At 71.0% G+C, this 17,701-nt stretch carries 19 protein-coding genes; 3 read left to right on the top strand and 16 right to left on the bottom strand.

Features of this window, described 5'->3' with window-relative positions; translation table 11 throughout:
• The first annotated feature begins 14 nt into the window (after positions 1 to 14).
• Together LTT61_RS02650 and LTT61_RS02645 are read left to right on the top strand one after the other, a co-directional pair.
• Positions 15 to 680: a PadR family transcriptional regulator gene (locus tag LTT61_RS02650; protein ID WP_233018317.1), complete on the top strand. Its 666-nt coding sequence runs from the start codon at positions 15 to 17 to the stop codon at positions 678 to 680.
• A 355-nt stretch (positions 681 to 1,035) separates the two neighbouring features.
• Positions 1,036 to 1,542, top strand: a complete 507-nt coding sequence (locus tag LTT61_RS02645; RefSeq protein WP_233018316.1) for an O-acetyl-ADP-ribose deacetylase — start codon at positions 1,036 to 1,038, stop codon at positions 1,540 to 1,542.
• Positions 1,543 to 1,581: 39 nt separating this feature from the next.
• Here the strand turns inward: LTT61_RS02645 and LTT61_RS02640 are convergent, their stop codons facing one another.
• The 15 genes from LTT61_RS02640 to LTT61_RS02570 form a co-directional block, all read right to left on the bottom strand.
• The gene (locus tag LTT61_RS02640) at positions 1,582 to 2,235 is read right to left on the bottom strand and encodes a GAD-like domain-containing protein (RefSeq protein ID WP_233018315.1); all 654 of its coding nucleotides are present in this window, start codon (positions 2,233 to 2,235) and stop codon (positions 1,582 to 1,584) included.
• An 82-nt stretch (positions 2,236 to 2,317) separates the two neighbouring features.
• Positions 2,318 to 3,094 (bottom strand): MerR family transcriptional regulator, encoded by a 777-nt coding sequence (locus tag LTT61_RS02635; protein WP_233018314.1) that lies wholly within the window; start codon positions 3,092 to 3,094, stop codon positions 2,318 to 2,320.
• Between the two features lie 41 nt (positions 3,095 to 3,135).
• Positions 3,136 to 4,668: a flavin-containing monooxygenase gene (locus tag LTT61_RS02630; protein WP_233018313.1), complete on the bottom strand. Its 1,533-nt coding sequence runs from the start codon at positions 4,666 to 4,668 to the stop codon at positions 3,136 to 3,138.
• On the bottom strand, positions 4,665 to 5,564 hold the full coding sequence (locus tag LTT61_RS02625; protein ID WP_233021308.1) for a ferritin-like domain-containing protein: 900 nt from the start codon (positions 5,562 to 5,564) through the stop codon (positions 4,665 to 4,667). The genes LTT61_RS02630 and LTT61_RS02625 overlap by 4 nt, the downstream gene beginning before the upstream one ends.
• 39 nt (positions 5,565 to 5,603) lie before the next feature.
• Positions 5,604 to 6,602: an alpha/beta hydrolase gene (locus LTT61_RS02620; protein WP_233018312.1), complete on the bottom strand. Its 999-nt coding sequence runs from the start codon at positions 6,600 to 6,602 to the stop codon at positions 5,604 to 5,606.
• Positions 6,603 to 6,660: 58 nt separating this feature from the next.
• Positions 6,661 to 7,671, bottom strand: coding sequence for a fused (3R)-hydroxyacyl-ACP dehydratase subunits HadA/HadB (locus LTT61_RS02615; RefSeq protein WP_233018311.1), 1,011 nt, complete (start codon positions 7,669 to 7,671; stop codon positions 6,661 to 6,663).
• A gap of 38 nt (positions 7,672 to 7,709) precedes the next feature.
• Entirely contained in the window at positions 7,710 to 8,165 is a 456-nt protein-coding gene (locus LTT61_RS02610; protein ID WP_233018310.1) for a hypothetical protein, read from the bottom strand.
• 409 nt (positions 8,166 to 8,574) lie between these two features.
• Positions 8,575 to 9,567, bottom strand: coding sequence for an SDR family oxidoreductase (locus LTT61_RS02605; RefSeq protein ID WP_233018309.1), 993 nt, complete (start codon positions 9,565 to 9,567; stop codon positions 8,575 to 8,577).
• Positions 9,568 to 9,622: 55 nt separating this feature from the next.
• Complete coding sequence (locus LTT61_RS02600; protein ID WP_233018308.1) at positions 9,623 to 10,180, bottom strand: TetR/AcrR family transcriptional regulator; 558 nt, start codon at positions 10,178 to 10,180, stop codon at positions 9,623 to 9,625.
• Positions 10,181 to 10,212: 32 nt separating this feature from the next.
• Positions 10,213 to 11,664: a DHA2 family efflux MFS transporter permease subunit gene (locus tag LTT61_RS02595; protein ID WP_233018307.1), complete on the bottom strand. Its 1,452-nt coding sequence runs from the start codon at positions 11,662 to 11,664 to the stop codon at positions 10,213 to 10,215.
• A gap of 10 nt (positions 11,665 to 11,674) precedes the next feature.
• Entirely contained in the window at positions 11,675 to 12,250 is a 576-nt protein-coding gene (locus tag LTT61_RS02590) for an NADPH-dependent FMN reductase (protein WP_233018306.1), read from the bottom strand.
• Between the two features lie 33 nt (positions 12,251 to 12,283).
• Positions 12,284 to 13,726 (bottom strand): NADP-dependent phosphogluconate dehydrogenase, encoded by a 1,443-nt coding sequence (gene gndA / locus LTT61_RS02585; RefSeq protein WP_233018305.1) that lies wholly within the window; start codon positions 13,724 to 13,726, stop codon positions 12,284 to 12,286.
• A 171-nt stretch (positions 13,727 to 13,897) separates the two neighbouring features.
• A complete protein-coding gene (locus LTT61_RS02580) occupies positions 13,898 to 14,863 on the bottom strand; it encodes an alpha/beta hydrolase (RefSeq protein WP_233018304.1) in 966 nt (321 codons plus the stop codon).
• A gap of 28 nt (positions 14,864 to 14,891) precedes the next feature.
• Positions 14,892 to 15,605, bottom strand: coding sequence for an alpha/beta fold hydrolase (locus LTT61_RS02575; protein WP_233018303.1), 714 nt, complete (start codon positions 15,603 to 15,605; stop codon positions 14,892 to 14,894).
• A gap of 109 nt (positions 15,606 to 15,714) precedes the next feature.
• Positions 15,715 to 16,725, bottom strand: a complete 1,011-nt coding sequence (locus tag LTT61_RS02570; RefSeq protein WP_269821841.1) for a GlxA family transcriptional regulator — start codon at positions 16,723 to 16,725, stop codon at positions 15,715 to 15,717.
• A gap of 74 nt (positions 16,726 to 16,799) precedes the next feature.
• Between LTT61_RS02570 and LTT61_RS02565 the strand changes: the two genes are divergently transcribed.
• Entirely contained in the window at positions 16,800 to 17,387 is a 588-nt protein-coding gene (locus LTT61_RS02565; RefSeq protein WP_233018301.1) for a TetR/AcrR family transcriptional regulator, read from the top strand.
• A gap of 6 nt (positions 17,388 to 17,393) precedes the next feature.
• Here LTT61_RS02565 and LTT61_RS02560 read toward each other — a convergent pair whose 3' ends face one another.
• Complete coding sequence (locus LTT61_RS02560; protein WP_233018300.1) at positions 17,394 to 17,690, bottom strand: hypothetical protein; 297 nt, start codon at positions 17,688 to 17,690, stop codon at positions 17,394 to 17,396.
• Positions 17,691 to 17,701 lie beyond the last annotated feature (11 nt).

The raw sequence follows: 17,701 nt of genomic DNA, 5'->3' as shown, positions 1-17,701 counted from the left end.
TTCGAGGAGACGAGATGTCAAGCCCGCGCATGACCGGTACGAGCTACGCCGTGCTGGGGTTGCTCGCCGTGCAGCCCTGGAGCACCTACGAGCTGACCCGGCAGATGGAGCGCAGTCTCGGCCGGATCTGGCCCCGGGCCCAGAGCAGGCTGTACGAGGAGCCGAAGAAGCTGGTGGCGTTGGGCTTCGCCACGGCCGAGGACGACATCGTCGGGCGGCGCCCGCGGACGATCTACGCCATCACCGACGCCGGGCGCGCCGCGCTCGCCCGGTGGCTGCGGGAACCCGGTGCGGGGCCGGTCCTCGAGTTCGAGCAACTCGTGAAACTCGGCTTCGCCGACCATGGGACGAAGGACGACGCCCTGCGCACGATCGCGGCCGCCCACAGCTGGGCCGAGCAGCGCAACGTCGAAAACCTGGCCGCGGCGGAGCAGTACGCGCAGGGGCAGGGGTTGTTCCAATACCGCGCCGCGCACACCATGCTCGCCGGGGCGTTCTTCACCGAGTTCTACGCCATGGTGGCGCGGTGGGCCGACTGGGCCGCCGAACAGGTACAGACCTGGCCGGAGAACCCGGCGGACGCGGTCGCCGATCCCGCGGAGCTGGCCGCGATCGCGCGGCGCGCCGCGTGGACGCCACGCGATGTCGCGCAGCCCGGCCACGAAGCGGACGCGGACTAGTGTTCTGCGCCTGAATCCGCTTGCTCGGTGGTGGCGGGGACGGGAGACCGCGGTCGCCGACAGCCCTCCCGGACGGAGCGAACTCGGCTCGGTTCCCACTCGGGGCTCATCGTTCCGGCGCCGGTGCTTTCGAGGTTCGCCGGGCAGAGCCGCACGAGGCCGACGCGCCGGGCGTGATCAACCAGCAACTGCACGCCGATGGCCGCCCGGACGTCGTCCGAGAGCCGGACCGGTTTGACGGATCGCGTTCGGCGGCCCGACCGAGAATGTGCGATCGACGGGCGAGGCGGTTCGATGACCGGCCACCTGATCGGCCGAATTTCGCCTCGCCGCCGGAAGTGACGACAATGGCCTCATGGTCGAACTCGTGCTGGTCCGGGGCGATATCACCGAGCAGGATGTGGACGCGGTGGTGAACGCGGCGAATTCCTCGCTGCTCGGCGGCGGGGGCGTGGACGGGGCCATTCATCGCAAGGGCGGTCCGGCGATCCTGTCCGCGTGCCGCGACCTGCGGGCGTCGCAGTACGGGAAGGGGCTGCCGACCGGGAAGGCCGTGGCGACGACCGGCGGGAATCTGCCCGCGCGATGGGTGATCCACACGGTCGGGCCGGTGTGGTCGGCGCAGGACGACCGATCGGAGCTGCTGGCCTCCTGCTACCGCGAGTCGCTGCGGGTGGCGGACGAGCTGGGTGCGCGAACGGTCGCCTTCCCCGCCATCTCCACCGGGGTCTACGGCTGGCCGATCGATGACGGTGCCCGCATCGCGATCGGGGCCGTCCGGGCCGCCGACACCGCGGTGCGGGAGGTGCGTTTCGTCCTGTTCGGCCCTGCGGCCTATGACGCCTTCGCCGCCGCGGTGTGATGGCGAAAAATTTCCGCACCCGGCGCGGAGAGGCTCCGCTCAGTCGAGCGTGACTTCGGGTTCCTGGAGCGCGAGCAGGGCGGCCAGCTCGGTGGTGGCGTCGGCGAGCACCGCGTGCTCGGCACGGATGGCACCGTCCTCCTGGATGCGCGGCGCGAAACTGTAGACGGTGTCGTGCGAGGTGCGCCCCAGCCGCTCGACGATCCGCTCGAACAGGTCCTCCTGCATATCGAAGCCCTCGGTCGGGTGGTCGGCGTAGACCAGGAACTGACCGTCCGGGAAGGTCAGGAGGTCGGTGATCCCCCTATCGATCCACCGTTCCCCGGGTAGCGTTTCCGGCCGGAACAGGTGGACGCCGGAGAAGAGCGGGTCGATCTCGATCTTCTGTCCCAATCCGGGCCGGAAGCAGTAGATCTTGCCGTAGGCGGTCCGGAAGATCGGAATCTGATCGCCGGTGTACTCGGCGGGAAGCGCGACGCTCGCCAGCCACGCGTCCACGATCGGCTGCCAGCGATGCGGATCGCAGGCCCACAGCAGCCCGTCCCCGAACCCGCCGAAGCCGAGCTCCCGCCACAGATCGAGCACGAGATCGGGAAGCCGCTCCGCGTACTCGGCGAAGTAGCGCTCCGGCACCGGAATCGGGTCGATCGGGCCGTTGTGCCTGGACAGCAGGTCGAGCAGCTCGATACGCACCGCCCGCATCCTGCCAGTCACTCCAGCCGCAGCGCGGCCCTGGCCGCCATGAGCGCGAGTGTGCCGCCCCCACCCACCGCTGTCACTCGATATTGACGCGCCCGACCCGATTCCCGGCCGCAACCTCCAGATACGCCCCCAGCTCCGCCCGGAGCACCTGCTCCAGCGCCTGGGCGAAGGTGCTCTGCACGACGCTCATGCCGAGCTCACGCAGGTGCTCGAGCAGCGCGGTGGTCGCCGCGATCTCGGCGGCGGAGTCGGGAAGCCACCCGGGCCCGTGCTGGGCGACGATCTGCTCCTCGGCGGTGGTGATCATGAGCCGGGCGATCTCCTCCACCTTGGGCATCATGGCGGCGAAGACGTCGATGAGGCGGTGCAGGTCGAAGCCGTAGCGGTGCAGGGCGGCGAAGGTGTCCAGCAGTTCGGGGCGGGTGAACTCGACCAGGTCGTCGTCGATCCGGGCCAGGCCGAGCTCGGCGAGCCGGTGCAGGTCGTGGTCGGCGACCGGGCGGTCGTCGTCGCCGCCGAGGAAGGCGTGCACGAGCTCGCGCGGCACCGTCACCGGGTCGCCCGCCTTGCCCCAGGTGGCGGTGACGGCGTGCTGCAGGCCGAGGATCTCGGTGAGGTCCTTGCCGGTCTCCCAGCTCATGATGAAGTCGGCGATGTGCCCGGTGGTGAAGCCGCGCTGCAGCAGCGCGTCGATGATCTTGAGCCGGGCCAGGTGCGAGTCGTCGTAGATCAGCGCGCGCCCGCTGCGCCTGGCGGGGGTGGGCAGCAGGCCGCGCTCCTGGTACGCGCGCACATTGCGGGAGGTGGTGCCCGCGGCCCTGGCGAGATCATCGATGCGGTACTCCGCCATCACCCGCCGTCCTTCCGTCGCCCCGCTACCCGGCCTCGACCTTAGCCGAACGGCACCGCGATCCCGGGCTCGGCGCGAACCGGCTGCCGCGGGGTGAGCACGTAGTCGTCCAGGTCGACGATCGCCAGTTCGCGCACGTACTGGGTGCCGAACCCGGGGTACATGGTGGCGTTGAAGCCGTCCTCGGTCAGGTACCAGCTGCGGCAGCCGGAGTTCCAGGTGGTCGAGGCGAGCCTGCGCTGCAGCCGCGCGTTGTACCGGTCCTGCACCTCCCGGCGCACCTCGAGCCCGCGCAGGTCGCGGCTCAGCAGCACGCCGATGGCCTCGGAGAGGTACTCGAGCTGCGCCTCCATGTAGACCAGCGCGGAGTTGTGCCCCGGCCCGGAGTTCGGGCCGAAGGTGAGGAACAGGTTGGGGTAGCCGGCCACGGTGATGCTCTTGTACGCGTAGGCCCCGCCGCTCCACTCGGCCGCCAGCTCGCGGCCGCCGCGCCCGCGCACCGGGATCGGCGTGCCCTGCTTGGAGACCTCGAACCCGGTGGCGAGCACCAGGCAGTCGGCGCGGTGCTCGATGCCCTCGGCGGTGCGGATGCCGTTCGCGTGGATCCCGGCGATCGGCCAGGTGACGAGCTTGCAGTTGGGCTGCTGCAGCGCCGGGTAGTACTCGCTGCTCATGAGCAGCCGCTTGCACCCCGCCCGGAAGTCGGGGGTGAGCTGGCGGCGCAGCCACGGGTCGCGGACCTGGGCCCGCAGGTGCGCCCGCGCCACCGACTCGACCACCCTGGTCAGCGGCGAATTCCAGACCACGCCGAGCGCCACCGACTCGTGCCCCCAGAACCACGCCTCCCGCGCCAGCTTCTCGCCCGCCGGGATCTGCCGGTAGAGCTCGCGCAGCAGTGGCGAGGTCCGGTGGTTCAGCCGGGGCAGCACCCAGCCCGCGGTGCGCTGGAAGACCCGCACCGACTCCACCCGCCGCACCAGCTCCGGCACGATCTGCACGGCACTGGCTCCGGTGCCGACCACGGCGACCCGCTTGCCCGCGAAGTCGTACTCGTGGTCCCAGCGCGCGCTGTGCACGACCTTGCCCTCGAACCGGTCCAGTCCGGGGATGTCCGGGTAGCCGGGCTCGGCGAGCGGCCCCGAGGCCAGCACCACGCTGCGCGCCCACAGCGTCGGCTGGTCGGCGAGCGACACCTCCCACAACCCGCTCGGCTCGTCCCAGGCGATCCCGGTGACGGTGTGGCCGAAGCGGATGAGCTGCCGCACGCCGAACTCGTCGGCCATGTGCTCGATGTAGCGCAGGATCTCGGCGCTGCCGGAGTAGGTCCGCGACCAGTCGGGGTTCGGCGCGAAGCTGTAGGAGTAGAGCCGGGACGGGATGTCGCAGGCGGCGCCGGGGTAGGTGTTGTCCCGCCAGGTGCCGCCGATCCTGCTGTCCCGCTCCAGCACCGCGACATTGCGGATGCCCTTCTGCCGCAGCCTGATCGCGGCACCGATGCCAGCGAACCCGGCGCCGATCACCACCGCGTCCAGCGGCGAGCCGCCGCGCCCGGGCAGGGCCGTCACGCCGCTCACGCGACCGGCTCGTAGGTGAGCTCCTGCGACCAGCTCGGCTGCTTGGCGAGGAAGCGCTGCGGGATCCGGGCGGTGAGCTTCACCATGGCGTCCGCGAAGAGGTGGTAGGGGTGGTCGCGGTCGATCACCCAGTCGCCGTGCATCTTCACGATCCGGTACATGGGCACCCGGTTGGCCTGCGGCATCCGCTCGCCGACCTGCTTGAACTTGCGCATGGCCGAGTACAGCTTCTCCTCGTCCACGCCCATGGCGACGATGTTGTCGCGCATCTTGTTGAGCAGCGGCACGTAGCTGAGCACCCCGACGATGAACGACGGCTTGGCCCAGCCGCCGACCAGCTCGATGGCGAGCTTGCGCGCCCCCGAGTGCCCGAGCAGCTCCATGACCGCGTAGTCGGTGGCCAGGTGCCGGGATTCGTCGGCGTTGATCTTCTTGAAGACCTCCTGCGCCACCGGGTCCTCGATCTCGTCGGTGACGAACTTGATCAGCGCGCCGTCCAGCGCCACCTCGAGCATCGGGATGACGGTGCCCAGGAAGGACAGCGACATCTCGTCGGCGTGCTTGTCCAGGAAGTCGATCACCAGTTTGACGTTGATGTTCGGCTCGGGGATCTCGTCGCCGTCGAGCATGCCCCAGCGCCGCATGAGCGCGAGCTCGGCATTGGCGTGCCGCTGCTCCTCGGCGTGGAAGTAGCGGTAGATCTGTTTCAGCGTCTCGGTGGGCGCCTTGGTGGCCATGGCGGCGAAGCCGCGCGCGCCGACGTTCTCGATCCACATGAGGTCGGCCATGAAGGGTTTCAGCTTGGCGTGCAGGGCGGGATCGATGAGTTCGGCGCCCGGGGCGTCCCAGTCGAAATCGGCCAGCGCCCACTGCTTGGCCTTGATCTTGGCGAGCATGGAGTCGAAGTCCACGACGGTTCTCCTGTCGGTGCGGGGTCAGGCCGGGCGGGCGATCGGGGTGTCGGCCCCGGCCAGGGCGGCGGCGACGAAGGTCGCGGTGTGGTGCAGCGCGGCGGTGGCCTCGGGGACCAGCAGCGGCAGCGCCTGGAAGACGTGGATGCGACCGGGCCACAGCTGCAGCTCGCAGCGCTGCCCGGCGGCGGTGAGCATGGTGTGCAGGTGCCTGGCGTCGCCGGCCAGCATCTCCTCGGCGGCGGCCTGCACGAAGAACGGCGGCAGCACCGCGCCCTGCCGCGCCGTGAGCCGCAGCCGGGGCGAGTCGAGCTGCTGGCCCTCGGTGTACAGCGCGAGCATGGGCCGCCCGGTGGTCGCGGGCGCCATCGGGTCGGGGCGGGCCCGGTCGTGCTCCTCGGCGAGCGCGAAGGTGAGGTCCATGAGCGGCGAGAAGCAGAAGACGCCCGCGGGCTGCGGCGTGCCGCGCTCGGCCAGCTGCAGCACCAGGTCGAGCGCGAGGTGACCGCCTGCCGAGTCGCCGCCGATCACGAGATCGCCCGGCCGGTGACCGCTGCCGAGCAGGTACGCGTACCCGGCGGCGATGTCGTCGGCGGCGGCCGGGAAGCGGTGCTCCGGCGCGAGCCGGTAGTCGACGACGAAGACCGGCAGCCCGGTCGCCGCGGAGAGCCGCGAGGCGAGGCCGCGGTGCGTGCGCGCCGAGCAGATGACGTAGCCGCTGCCGTGGATGAAGTAGATCGCGCGCGCCCCCTCGGCGACGCCCGCGGCGCGCACCCACTCGCCGCGCACCCCCGGCTCGCGCACCTGCCGCACCTTCGTGCCCGGCAGCACCGGCCCGAACGCCGCCATGAGCCCGGCGACGATCTGCCTGCCCGCGAAGATCCCGGCGGCATTGAGCGGCAGTGCGCCGTTCAGGTGCCGCAGGCTGCGGGCGGAGAGCTCCGCCGCGACCCGGCTGCGCAGCGATGCCGCTGCCGGGACCGGCCTGGCCCGCGAGGTCACCGTCGACCGTGGGGTTGTCATGCTCAACAGCATCAGCCCCCTATGTGCCATTTGTCAATGGCACATAGGGTGGAGGTGTTCAGGCGAGGCGGACCTCGGCCGTGGCGAGCCCGAAGATCTTGCGCCCCGCCGACTTGGCGATGATGACCACGACGGCCGTCCCGGCCTCGGCATCGATCGACTTCACCCGCCCGGTGAACTCCACCGTCCCGGCCTCGAGCGCCTCGATGACGGTGTAGTTCGACAGCCGGACTCCGTAGCGGAGCACCGCGCCCGGGTCGCCGAGCCAGCCGGTGACGAAGCCAGCGCCGAGCCCCATGGTGAGCATGCCGTGCGCGATCACGTCGGGCAGCCCCGCCAGCGCGGCGATCCCGTTGTGCCAGTGGATGGGGTTCGCGTCCCCGGAGACCCCGGCGTAGTTCACCAGGTCACCGCGGGTCAGTTGCACGGTCCGGGCGGGCAGTTCGTCCCCTGCGGTGACATCGTGCAAGCGGATCGCCGTGCGCGGGGTGCGCGTGCGCGACTCGAGCGAGAGGCGCGGCTCTTCGGCGGCGCCGGCCGGCTCGTCGGCGACGGAGGTCGTGCCGAGCCCGCTCATGATCACCCGCTCGATCGCCCCGCCGACGTCCGCGGCGACGTCCTCGCTGGTCAGCCCCACGACGGTGGTGTGCATGACCTGCGCGACCTCGCCGGCCCGATCGCTGAACGTATTGGTGATCGTGAGCAGGTCCTTCCCGCCGATCCGGCGCACCGAGGACAGCTCGACGTCGCTGACCAGCCGGTCACCGGTGAGCACCGGCTTGTGCATCTCGAAGACCTGGTCGGTCTGCACGATCACGGCGTACCCGGCCAGCACGGTCTCCAGGAGCTTGCGATTGGCCAGCATGGCCACGGTGGAGATGAAGGTGGTCGGCGCGATCAGCCCCGGGTACCCGAGCTCGGCGGCGGCGTCCTCGCTCCAGTGCACCGGGTGGAAGTCCTGGACCGCCCGCGCGTACTCGCGGATCTTCTCCCGCCCCACCTCGTAGAAGTCGTCCGCACGGTAGCGATACCCCACCAGCCCGGCCACATCGAATGCCGCTTCCACCACAGTTTTCCTCCGAGATCCACGCGTGAAGGGTCACCCTCTCACATCGCCGTCCCGCTCAGCAGGCGGCGGACCTCCCGGTCCGGATAGGGGAAGCCGCGGCTCTCGTCCAGGAACCCGCGGAAGAAGGGGGACATCGCCGCGGCGAACGGGGCGTTCCGGAGCAGGACCGCCGCGACCTCATCGGGTACGCCCTCCGGCCGCTCCCCCTCGGCGAAGGCGTGCAGCAGCCGGGCGCGGTCCTGCTGCCCGTAATGCGCGGTGACCAGCCAGTTCGCCAGGTAGCTCGCGGTGTAGCCGCGGTCGTAGCTCCGGTTGCGGTCGAAGAACGCGGTCTCCTCGGGCGAGAGGTCGAACCCGGTGCCGAGCGCGAGGCCGTAGTCGGTGAAGTAGAGGCGGTGCCCGTCGGTCAGGATGTTCTCGAAGTGCGCGTCGAGGTGCAGCAGCCCGCGGCTGTTCATGAAATCGGCGCCCGCGGCCAGTTCCCGCTCCACCACGGCGATCGCCCGGCCGCCCGCACCGAGCCATTCGCGCAGGTTCTGCGACCCAGTTCGTCGTCATGGTGTGGACGGCGAGTTCGCGCCAGGCCCCGAAGCCCGGCGAGCCGATGCGGCCGATACCGTACTGGCAGAAGAGCGGCAGATCGAACAGGTTCGCCGTCGACCGGACGTGCTCGGGCCGCCGTTCCAGGTCGGTGAGCGGCACGCGCTTCACGAAGACCGAAGTGCCGTCGACCTCCAGCAGCGCCGATTTCCCGCCGATACCGGCGCCGATCGGCGCAGCCGCGTCCACCAGGTCGCGCAGCGCGTGATCACTGAGCATCCCCAGGGCCGGAAACGGCGCTGGGGGCGTGCAGGCGCGTGGTCACCACACGGGCCCGCGTTCGCGCGTGATCGCCGGCCCGGCTCACGAACTTCTCGACTTCGTCACCACCGATGACATTCGCGTACCTTCCTCCCCGAACCCGCTGTCCACAAGATGATCTGCCCATGCCCGCAACACCTCTTCGACCGGCGGCATCACCAGCCCCGCCCGCTCGGCGAACGCTTCCGCGGCGGAGGTGTCGTACCGATCCTCGGACAGGAAGGCCAGCTGTTCCCGATCCACCCCGGTGAGCACGGTGGGCAATCGCCGCAACACCCCCAACGGAACGGTGAAGCGCGGCGCGGGCACGTCGAGATGCGCTGCCAGGAAACGGATCAGGTCGGGCAGTGCGGGGCTGTCCGGGTCGAGCACGGTGTAGGCGGCACCCGCCGTCTCGGGGTACTCCGGAATCCGCGCGAGGAACTCCGCGAAGTAGCCGAGCTCAACGATCGGCACCAGGGTGCGCCGCCCGCCCGGGATGGCGGGCAGCTTCCGCTGCCACAGGTCGCGCACCATCTCGGCCAGGCCGATGTACTGCCCCGGACCGAGGACCGCACTCGGATTCGCCACCGTGACCGGGACATTCAGCTCCCCGGCCCGCTGCCACAGCACCCGATCACCCTCGGTCTTGGACGCCTCGTACGCGCCCGCGCGGTAGTCGGGCCGATGCCCGGGAACGGACACTCGATACCCGCTCACGTGCACCAGCCTGCGCAGCGCGGGCAGCCGCGCCGCCCACTCCAGCACGTGCACCGCGCCGTCGACGTTCACCGCCCTGGCATCGGCGGAATCGAGGCCGAAGGCGAAGCGCGCGGCGCAGTTGTAGACGTCCTGGACATCCAGAGAATCCGCCAGTCCGAGATCGGGTTTCGTGATGTCCGCGGCGACCACGGTCAGCTCCGGATGCTGGATACGCACCCGGGGTTCACTACCCGGCCGCACCGCGGCGATCACCGTCCGGCCCTCGTCCAGCAACCGGGCGACGAGCGCGCCACCGATGAACCCGGCGGCGCCGAAGACGATACTGTCGGCCACAAGAAGCTCCTTAATTGACTGGTCTACATATTTTTGAGCCACGCGAAAACCGCCTTCAGGTCAACAACACCCGCGCCGTGCGCAGCGCGCGATCCAACGGCTCCCGACTGCGCTGAGTCTGCGCGAGCAGCAACGCCCCCTCGATCAGGGCGAGCAGCGACGACGCGAGATCGTCGGCATCATCCCGCCCGGCAGCGACCAACCCGAGCCGAATGCTCTCGGTCCAGCGCGCGAAAACCTCCGCACAGGCCCGCTGTATGGGATCGTGCGTCCCGGAGACCTCCAGCGCGACCGCCGCGATCGGACACCCGCACTCCCACCCGGACTCCTCGAGCCGATCCCCGAACGCGCCGAGCACCGCGCCGACAGCACCGACCGGATCGCTCGGATCCACCTCGGCCAGCACCGCCTCCACCACAGCGGCCGCCTCCCGGACCGCCTCGGCCACCAATTCGTCCTTCCCGCCGGGGAAATGGAAGTACAGCGATCCGCGCGGGGTGCCGCTGTCCGCCAGAATCTGGTTCAACCCGGCACCGTAGTAGCCGCGCCGCTCGATCGAGGCGAGCGTCGCGGCCACCATGCGCTGCCGGGTCTCGGCACCCTTGCTACCCATGACCCAAAAGTAGACCGGTCATCATATTCATGTCAACCCTGACGCCGCGGCAGCAGCAGCGCCGGGATCACCGCCAGCGCCATGAGCGCGGGCGCGACCAGGTACGAGTCCTGGAAAGCCCGCGCCAGTGCGGGCGCCAGTGCCGCCTGCGCCTCCGCGCCCATGTGGTGCAGCGCCTGCAACCCGCCGTCGACCGGGAGCAGCGCGGCCAGCACCACCGAGGTGACGGCGGTGCCGATGGCGAGCGCGGTGGTGTTGACCATGTTCACCGTCGTGGTCCCGCTCGCCTGCTGCTCCGGCGCGAGACTGCGGGTGGCGACCGTGATGGCCGGCATCAGCGTCCCACCGCCGCCCGCCCCCATCAGCAGCATGGCCGCGCACAGCCCCCAGTACGAGGCGTCCGCGTCGAGCTGCGCCCGGAAGAGCAGGAAGCCGAGCAGCCCGACCCCGATCGACACCGGCAGGTAGCGCCCAGGCGGCACCCGGTCGATGAGCCGCCCCGCCACCTGCATGGCGCACCCGGACGCCAGCGCGAACGGAATCCCGAGCGCCCCCGCGACCATGGCCGACTCCCCGCGCACCACCTGGAAGTACAGCGGCAGCAACAGCATCGAGCCGAAGTACCCGGCCGCGAACAACCCGAGCACCGCCGCGGCCGCCGCCACCGACCGGTTGCGCAGCACCCGCAGGTCGAGCAGCGGATTCTCCGCGGTGAACCCGCGATACCCGAACGCCGCCACCAGCGCCGCCCCGACCAGCAGGGGGCCGAGCACGGCGGGTGAGGTGAAGCCGCCGCGCTCGCCGGCGGCGGTGACGCCGTAGATGAGCAGCGCCAGCCCCGGCGACATGAGCGCGAGCCCGATCAGGTCGAGCGGCTTGCGCGGCTCGGGCACGTCGGCCGGGAAGACGCGCACGGCGAGCAGCACCACCAGCACCGCGACCGGGACGTTCACGAAGAACATCCAGCGCCAGGAGACCGCGTCGATCAGGTACCCGCCGAGCACCGGCCCGGCCAGCGGGCCGACCAGGATGGCCAGCCCGAGCGTGCTCATCAACCGGCCGAGCCGCTCCGGGGTGGCCGCGGCGGCGCGCAGCAGGATCGTCATGCCGACCGGCATGAGCAGCCCGCCGCCGACGCCCTGCAGCACCCGGAAGGCGATGAGCGAGCCGATGTCCCAGGCCAGCCCGGCCAGCAGCGAGCCGAGCGCGAAGAAGACCACCGCGAAGAGGTAGAGCCGCTTGGCGCCGAACCGCCCGATCGCCCAGGCCGAGGCGGGCACGACCGCACCGAGCGCCAGCGCGTAGCCGGTGGTCACCCACTGGATGGTGGAGAGGGGTGCGTCGAAGTCGATGGAGAGCCGGTGGATGGCGACGTTGACGATGGTCTGGTCCAGCGTCGACATGATCGAGCCGACCACGAGGACCAGTGCGACCGTCATCGGATTGCGCTCGGCGACGACGGGTTTGGTCAGGATGTTCGTCACGGGCCCGTCCTCAGCTGCCGTAGGGGCGGTTGGCGCGGGCGGTGCGCAGCGCCTCGCCCCACCAGACGAGCTGGTTCAGCAGGGTGGTGGCGGCGGCGTCGGACTCGGGGTCGGCGCGCAGGCGGCCGCCTTCGGCGCGGCCCCACGGATTGTGGAAGCTCACGGTGTCGCGCACGGTCACGGCGTGCAGCTCGGCGAAGACTCCGCGCAGGTGCTCCACCGCGCGCAGCCCGCCGGAGATGCCGCCGTAGCTGACGAAAGCGACCGGCTTGGCGCGCCATTCGGCCGCGTGCAGGTCGATCAGGTTCTTCAGGGAGCCGGGGTAGCTGTGGTTGTACTCGGGGGTGACGACGACGAAGGCGTCGGCGGCGGCCAGCGCGGCCGCCGCCGGAGCCAGCCCCGGCGCCGGGGCGCCGAACGAGTGCGGCAGCTCGGTATCGCCGACGTCGACGACAGCGGGGATCAGCTCAGGACGCGCGCGAGCGCGGTCCAGGAACCACTCCGCCACGGCCGGGCCGAGCCGGCCCGGCCTGGTGCTGCCGACGACGACGGCGATCTGCAGTGGTTCGGTCACGGTGGAATTCATGACTCCACCGTGACTCCTCAACCATTGTTGAGGTCAAGCGGATACTTCGCTGCGGTCCCCGCTCCACAGCGTGTGGAACTTGCCCTCGGCGTCGGTGCGCTCGTAGGTGTGGGCACCGAAGAAGTCGCGCTGGCCCTGGGTGAGGGCGGCGGGGAGCCGTTCGGCGCGCAGTGCGTCGTAGTAGGACAGCGAGGAGCCGAAGGCCGGTACCGGGATCCCGAGCAGGGTCGCGGTCGAGACCACCCGGCGCCAGCTGTCGATGCCGGTCTCGATCGCGTCCCGGAAGTAGGGGTCGAGGATGAGGCTCGGCAGCTCCGGGTTCCGGTCGTAGGCCTCGGTGATCCGGTTCAGGAACCGCGCGCGGATGATGCAGCCGCCGCGCCAGATCCGGGCCAGGTCACCGGGGGTCAGGTTCCAGCCGTACTCGGTGCTGCCCGCGGCGATCTGGTCGAAGCCCTGGGCGTAGGCGATCACCTTCGAGGCATACAGCGCGCGGCGGATGTCCTCGGTGAAGGTGTCGGCATCCGTGGGCTTGTCGGCCAGCGTCCCGGAAGCGAGCCCCTGGGCGGCCTTGCGCTGGGCGCGGGAGCCGGAGATGGCGCGGGCGAAGACCGCCTCGGCGATCCCGGTGACTGGAATGCCGAGGTCGAGGGCGGATTTGACGGTCCAGCGGCCGGTGCCCTTCTGCTCGGCGGCGTCCACGATCACGTCGACGAGGGCTTTGCCGGTCTTGGCGTCGACCTGGTTGAGGACCTCGGCGGTGATCTCGACCAGGTAGCTCTCCAGGTCGCCGGTGTTCCACTGGGTGAACACGTCCGCGATCTGCTTGGCGTCGTAGCCGAGCGCGTCGCGGAACAGGTGGTAGGCCTCGCCGATGAGCTGCATGTCGGCGTACTCGATGCCGTTGTGGACCATTTTCACGAAGTGCCCGGACCCGTCGGGGCCGATGTGGGTGCAGCACGGGGTGCCGTCGACCTGCGCGGCGATCGATTCCAGCAGCGGGCCGAGCGATTCGTAGGACTCGGCGGGTCCGCCGGGCATGATCGAGGGCCCGTTCAAAGCGCCCTCCTCGCCGCCGGAGATGCCGGCGCCGACGAAGTTCAGGCCGCGTTCGCGCAGGGCGGCTTCGCGGCGGATGGTGTCGGTGTAGAGGGCGTTGCCGCCGTCGATGATGATGTCGCCGGGCTCCATGGCCGAGGCGAGTTCTTCGATCACGGCGTCGGTGGCGTCGCCTGCCTTGACCATGATGAGCACCCGGCGCGGCTTCTCGAGGGCGTCGACGAGTTCGGCGATGGTCTCGGTGCGCACGAAGTCGCCGTCGCCGGAGTGCTCGGCCAGCAGCGCGTCGGTCTTGGCGATACTGCGGTTGTGCAGCGCGACGGTGTAGCCGTGGCGGGCGAAGTTGCGGGCGATATTGCTGCCCATGACCGCGAGGCCGGTGACCCCGATCTGTGCACGCGCGGTGGGGTTCGTCATGAACCAGCTCTCCTCGTTCGACGGTGGTTGGTGGCGGCGCGGGACCGCAGGCTTCTTCTTACCCTGCGCCGCCACCGGCGCCGTCAGCGGACGGCAGCCACCGCCCTCCCGATCAGCTCGCGACCACGTCCGGCCGGGAGACCGCCACCGACGTCACGATCGTCGGCGCGCTCATGCGGGGTGCAGCGCGGCGCGCAGGGTCGCGACGGCCTGGGCGACCGCGGCCTTGGCGGCCTCGGTGTCGTGCAGCGTGTTCAGCATGACGAAGTCGTGCACGATGCCGCCGTAGCGCACCGCGGTCACCGGAACGCCCGCGGCGCGCAGCTTCGCCGCGTACGCCTCGCCCTCGTCGCGCAGGACGTCGGCCTCGGCGGTGATGACGAGCGCGGGCGGCAGCCCGGCCAGCTGCTCGGTGCTCGCGCGCAGCGGCGAGGCGGTGATCTGCGCCCGGTCCTCCGCGCTGGGGGTGTACTGGTCCCAGAACCACTGCATTCCGTCGCGGGCCAGGAAGTAGCCCTCGGCGAAGCGGTGGTAGGACTCGGTCTCGAAGGCCGCGTCGGTGACCGGGTAGAAGAGCACCTGCTGCACGAAGCTCAGGTCGCCGCGCTCCTTGGCGAGCAGGGTGAGCGCGATCGCCATGTTGCCGCCGACCGAGTCACCGGCGACGGCGATCCGCGCGGCGTCCAGCCCGTGCGCGGCGCCGTCACCGACGACCCACTGCGCCACCCGGTAGGACTGCTCGTTGGCGACCGGGTACCGCACGTCGGGGGAGCGGTCGTACTCCGGGAACACCACCGCCGCGTTCGCGCCGACCGCGAGATCGCGGACCAGCCGGTCGTGGGTGTGCGCGTCGCCGAAGACCCAGCCCGCGCCGTGCGTGTAGACGATCACCGGCAGCGCGCCCGCGGCGCCCTTCGGCTTGACGATCCGCGCCCGGACCGACCCGGTCGGGCCGCCGTCGACGGTCACCCACTCCTCGTCGATCTCGGGCTTCCAGATCTCCGAATCCTGGACGCCGTCGACGGTCTTGCGGCCCTCCTCGGGGTCGAGCTGGTAGAGGAAGGGCGGCTGCGAGGTCGCGTCCACGAACGCCTGGGCGGCGGGTTCGAGCGAGAGGCCGTGCGGATTTCCTGCCATAGCGGGCTGCCTTTCTCGATGGAACGTTTCAGGACAGTGCGGCGAGCGCCTCGGTGAGCACCGCGACCACCTCGTCGGGGTGGGTGCGCATCACCAGGTGCGGACCGTCGATCTCGACCACCGAACGCAGCCCGGCGCGCTGGTAGCCGAAGCGCTCGACGTCCGGGTTGATGGTGCGGTCGGCACTCGAGACGATGCCCCATCCCGGCTTGGTCTTCCAGGCCGCCACGCTGGCCGGTTCGCCGAAGGCGAAGGCGGTGAGCGGGCGCTGCGAGACGGCGAGCACCGCGGCCTCGGCCGGATCCAGCCCCGCGGCGAAGACCTCGGGGAACTTGTCGATGTCCACCGAGACGTCGGTGCCCGGGTCGCCGCCCGGCACCGGGAACGGCGTGTAGACCAGGGCGGATGCCAGGTCGGAGTCGGGGAAACCGCCCTGCAGCCGGCCCAGGCTCTCGCCCTCGTCCAGCGCGTAGCCCGCGACGTAGACCAGCCCGGCCACGTTCTCCGCCACCCCGGCCACGGTGATCACGGCGCCGCCGTAGGAGTGCCCGGCCAGCAGCACCGGGCCGTCGACCGCCTCCACCACGGCGCGGATCGAGGCCGCGTCGGCGGCGAGGCTGCGGTTGTAGACCGGCGGGACGAGCACGCGGTGCCCCGCGGCGAGCAGCCGCTGGGTGACCGGAGCCCAGCTCGCGGCGTCGGCGAAGGCGCCGTGGACAAGGACGATGGTGGGGGAGGACATGGACTTCCTTTCCGGACCGGCACCTGCCGGCGCGCTGTCGAGTCTTCACTCGGAAGGTTGCCGGCGCCCCGCCTCAGCGGCCGGGTATGCCACCGATCGGGACACCGGGTCAGGTGCCGACCGCCGCCAGCAGCGGCGCGCCCGCGCTCCCGGTGGAGCGGAACCGCTGCTGGTACTTGCGCGGCGAGATCCCGAGCCGGGCCACGAACGCCCGGCGCAGCGCCTCGCTGCTGCCGTACCCCGCCGTCATCGCCGCCTCGGTGACGCCTGCGCCGGAGTGCAGCAGGTCGCGCGCGACGCCGAAGCGGATGAACGCCACGTACTCGGCGGGCGAGCGCTCGAGTTCGGCCCGGAAGAGCCGGGTCAGGTGCCTGATGCTGACCCGGGCGTGCGCGGCGAGGCTCTGCACGGTGTGCGGGGCCGCGGGGTCGGCGCAGATCAGGTCGACCACCGCCCGCACCAGCGGGGTGCGCGGCGCCGGGCCGCTCAGCGAGGCGGAGAACTGCGACTGCCCGCCCGCCCGCTGCATGTAGACGACCAGGGACTGCGCCACCCGGCGCGCCACGTCGGCGCCGTGGTCCTCCTCGACCAGTGCCAGCGCCAGGTCCATCCCGGCGGCGACCCCGGCCGAGCTGTAGAGCGTGCCGTCGCGCACGAAGATGGCGTCCGGGTCCACCGCGGCCCGCGGGTAGCGCCTGGCGAGGTCGGTGGTGAACTTCCAGTGCGTGGTGGCCCGCCTGCCGTCCAGCAGCCCGAGCTCGCCGAGCACGTAGGCGCCGCTGCAGATCGAGGCGAGCCGCCGGGTCCGCGCCGACAGGTGCCGCGCCGCCGCGAGCACCTGCGGGGTGACGAAGACCGACGGCGGCCGCTCGCTGCCCGGGATCACCACGGTGTCGAACCGGCCCGCGTCCGCGGCCGCCCCCGCGACCTCGATCCTGGCGCCGATCGAGGTGCTCACATCGCTGCCGTCCGGCGAGAGCAGCACCACCTGGTAACCGTTCAGCGACTGGTTCGCCTCCACGAAGACCTCCGCAGGTCCAGCGAAGTCCAGCATCTTCACACCGTCGAAGAGCAGGATTCCGATGCGGCGTCTTGCGGGTGCAGCGAATTCTGAGCACATACCGAGCAGTATTATGGAGTAGCGGCTCCAGAACAACCTGTGTGGGCGAACTCGCCATCGGATACCGTGGCGCTATGGGACGCCCACGACAGTTCGACGAGTCGAACCTGCTGGACGCCGCGACCGAGCTGTTCTGGATCCGCGGCTTCGACGACACCTCGGTCGAGGACGTCTCCCGCGCGACCGGCATCGGCAACGGCAGCATCTACGCCGCCTTCGGCAGCAAGCGCGGCCTCTTCCTCGCCGCCTACGGCCGCTACTGCGAGCGCCGCGCCGCGCTCATCCGCGAGGTCATGGAATCCGCCCCCGGCTCGCCCCGCGACGCCGTGCGCGCCCTCTTCCACGCCGTCCTCGAGGGCTGCGCCGAGCACCCGGACCGCCGCGGGTGCCTCATGCTCAACAGCATCGCCGGACTCGGCGTCCGCATTCCCGAGGTGGTCGAGATCGGCGCGCGCGCCACCTCGCTCATGGAGCGCGCCGTCACCGAAAGGCTCGTCGTGGCCGACGGATTCGACGTCGACGTGGTGGCGGCCCAGGTGATCCTGATGGCGCAGGGGCTGATCCAGGGGAGCCGGTTGGGTATGCCGCGGGAGCGGCTCGAGGCGATCGCCGAGGTGTCGGTGGCCGGGCTCCCGATCACCGACGGCGTCGCGGTGGCGTGACGCTTCTCAGTCTCCGCTGAACCACAGGTAGCCCTGATTGCGGATCGCGGTCATCGCGGCATCGCGCAGTCGCGTCCACTCCTTCGCGTGCTGGGCGGACTCGGCTGTGAGGGCGTCTATCTCCGCAATGATGCGGTCGAGTTGGTACGCGTTGAACATGGTGTCGGCGTGCGGATCCACCCTGCGTAGGAGGCTTGTCTCCGGCCGTGCCGAGCACAGCCGCTGCAGGGTTCCGGCGGGATCATCGGAGTAGCGGCCGATCTCCGAGTGGACGATGTTCTGCACCACGATCGTCAGTGCCAACCAACTTCTCC

This window comes from Nocardia asteroides, assembly GCF_021183625.1.
Taxonomy (GTDB): Bacteria; Actinomycetota; Actinomycetes; order Mycobacteriales; family Mycobacteriaceae; genus Nocardia; species Nocardia asteroides_A.
Note: the sequence above shows the minus strand (reverse complement) of the source record. Positions and strands in the feature narration are given on the sequence as shown.

Bases quoted from the DNA above. Each gene is read 5' to 3' on its own strand.
- LTT61_RS02570 (WP_269821841.1), bottom strand. From the start codon at position 16,725: ATGTGCTCAGAATTCGCTGCACCCGCAAGACGCCGCATCGGAATCCTG.
- LTT61_RS02575 (WP_233018303.1), bottom strand. From the start codon at position 15,605: ATGTCCTCCCCCACCATCGTCCTTGTCCACGGCGCCTTCGCCGACGCC.
- LTT61_RS02590 (WP_233018306.1), bottom strand. From the start codon at position 12,250: ATGAATTCCACCGTGACCGAACCACTGCAGATCGCCGTCGTCGTCGGC.
- LTT61_RS02565 (WP_233018301.1), top strand. From the start codon at position 16,800: ATGGGACGCCCACGACAGTTCGACGAGTCGAACCTGCTGGACGCCGCG.
- LTT61_RS02635 (WP_233018314.1), bottom strand. From the start codon at position 3,094: ATGGCGGAGTACCGCATCGATGATCTCGCCAGGGCCGCGGGCACCACC.
- gndA (WP_233018305.1), bottom strand. From the start codon at position 13,726: ATGACGAACCCCACCGCGCGTGCACAGATCGGGGTCACCGGCCTCGCG.
- LTT61_RS02620 (WP_233018312.1), bottom strand. From the start codon at position 6,602: ATGACAACCCCACGGTCGACGGTGACCTCGCGGGCCAGGCCGGTCCCG.
- LTT61_RS02625 (WP_233021308.1), bottom strand. From the start codon at position 5,564: ATGCTCGCCAAGATCAAGGCCAAGCAGTGGGCGCTGGCCGATTTCGAC.
- LTT61_RS02645 (WP_233018316.1), top strand. From the start codon at position 1,036: ATGGTCGAACTCGTGCTGGTCCGGGGCGATATCACCGAGCAGGATGTG.
- LTT61_RS02650 (WP_233018317.1), top strand. From the start codon at position 15: ATGTCAAGCCCGCGCATGACCGGTACGAGCTACGCCGTGCTGGGGTTG.
- LTT61_RS02580 (WP_233018304.1), bottom strand. From the start codon at position 14,863: ATGGCAGGAAATCCGCACGGCCTCTCGCTCGAACCCGCCGCCCAGGCG.
- LTT61_RS02600 (WP_233018308.1), bottom strand. From the start codon at position 10,180: ATGGGTAGCAAGGGTGCCGAGACCCGGCAGCGCATGGTGGCCGCGACG.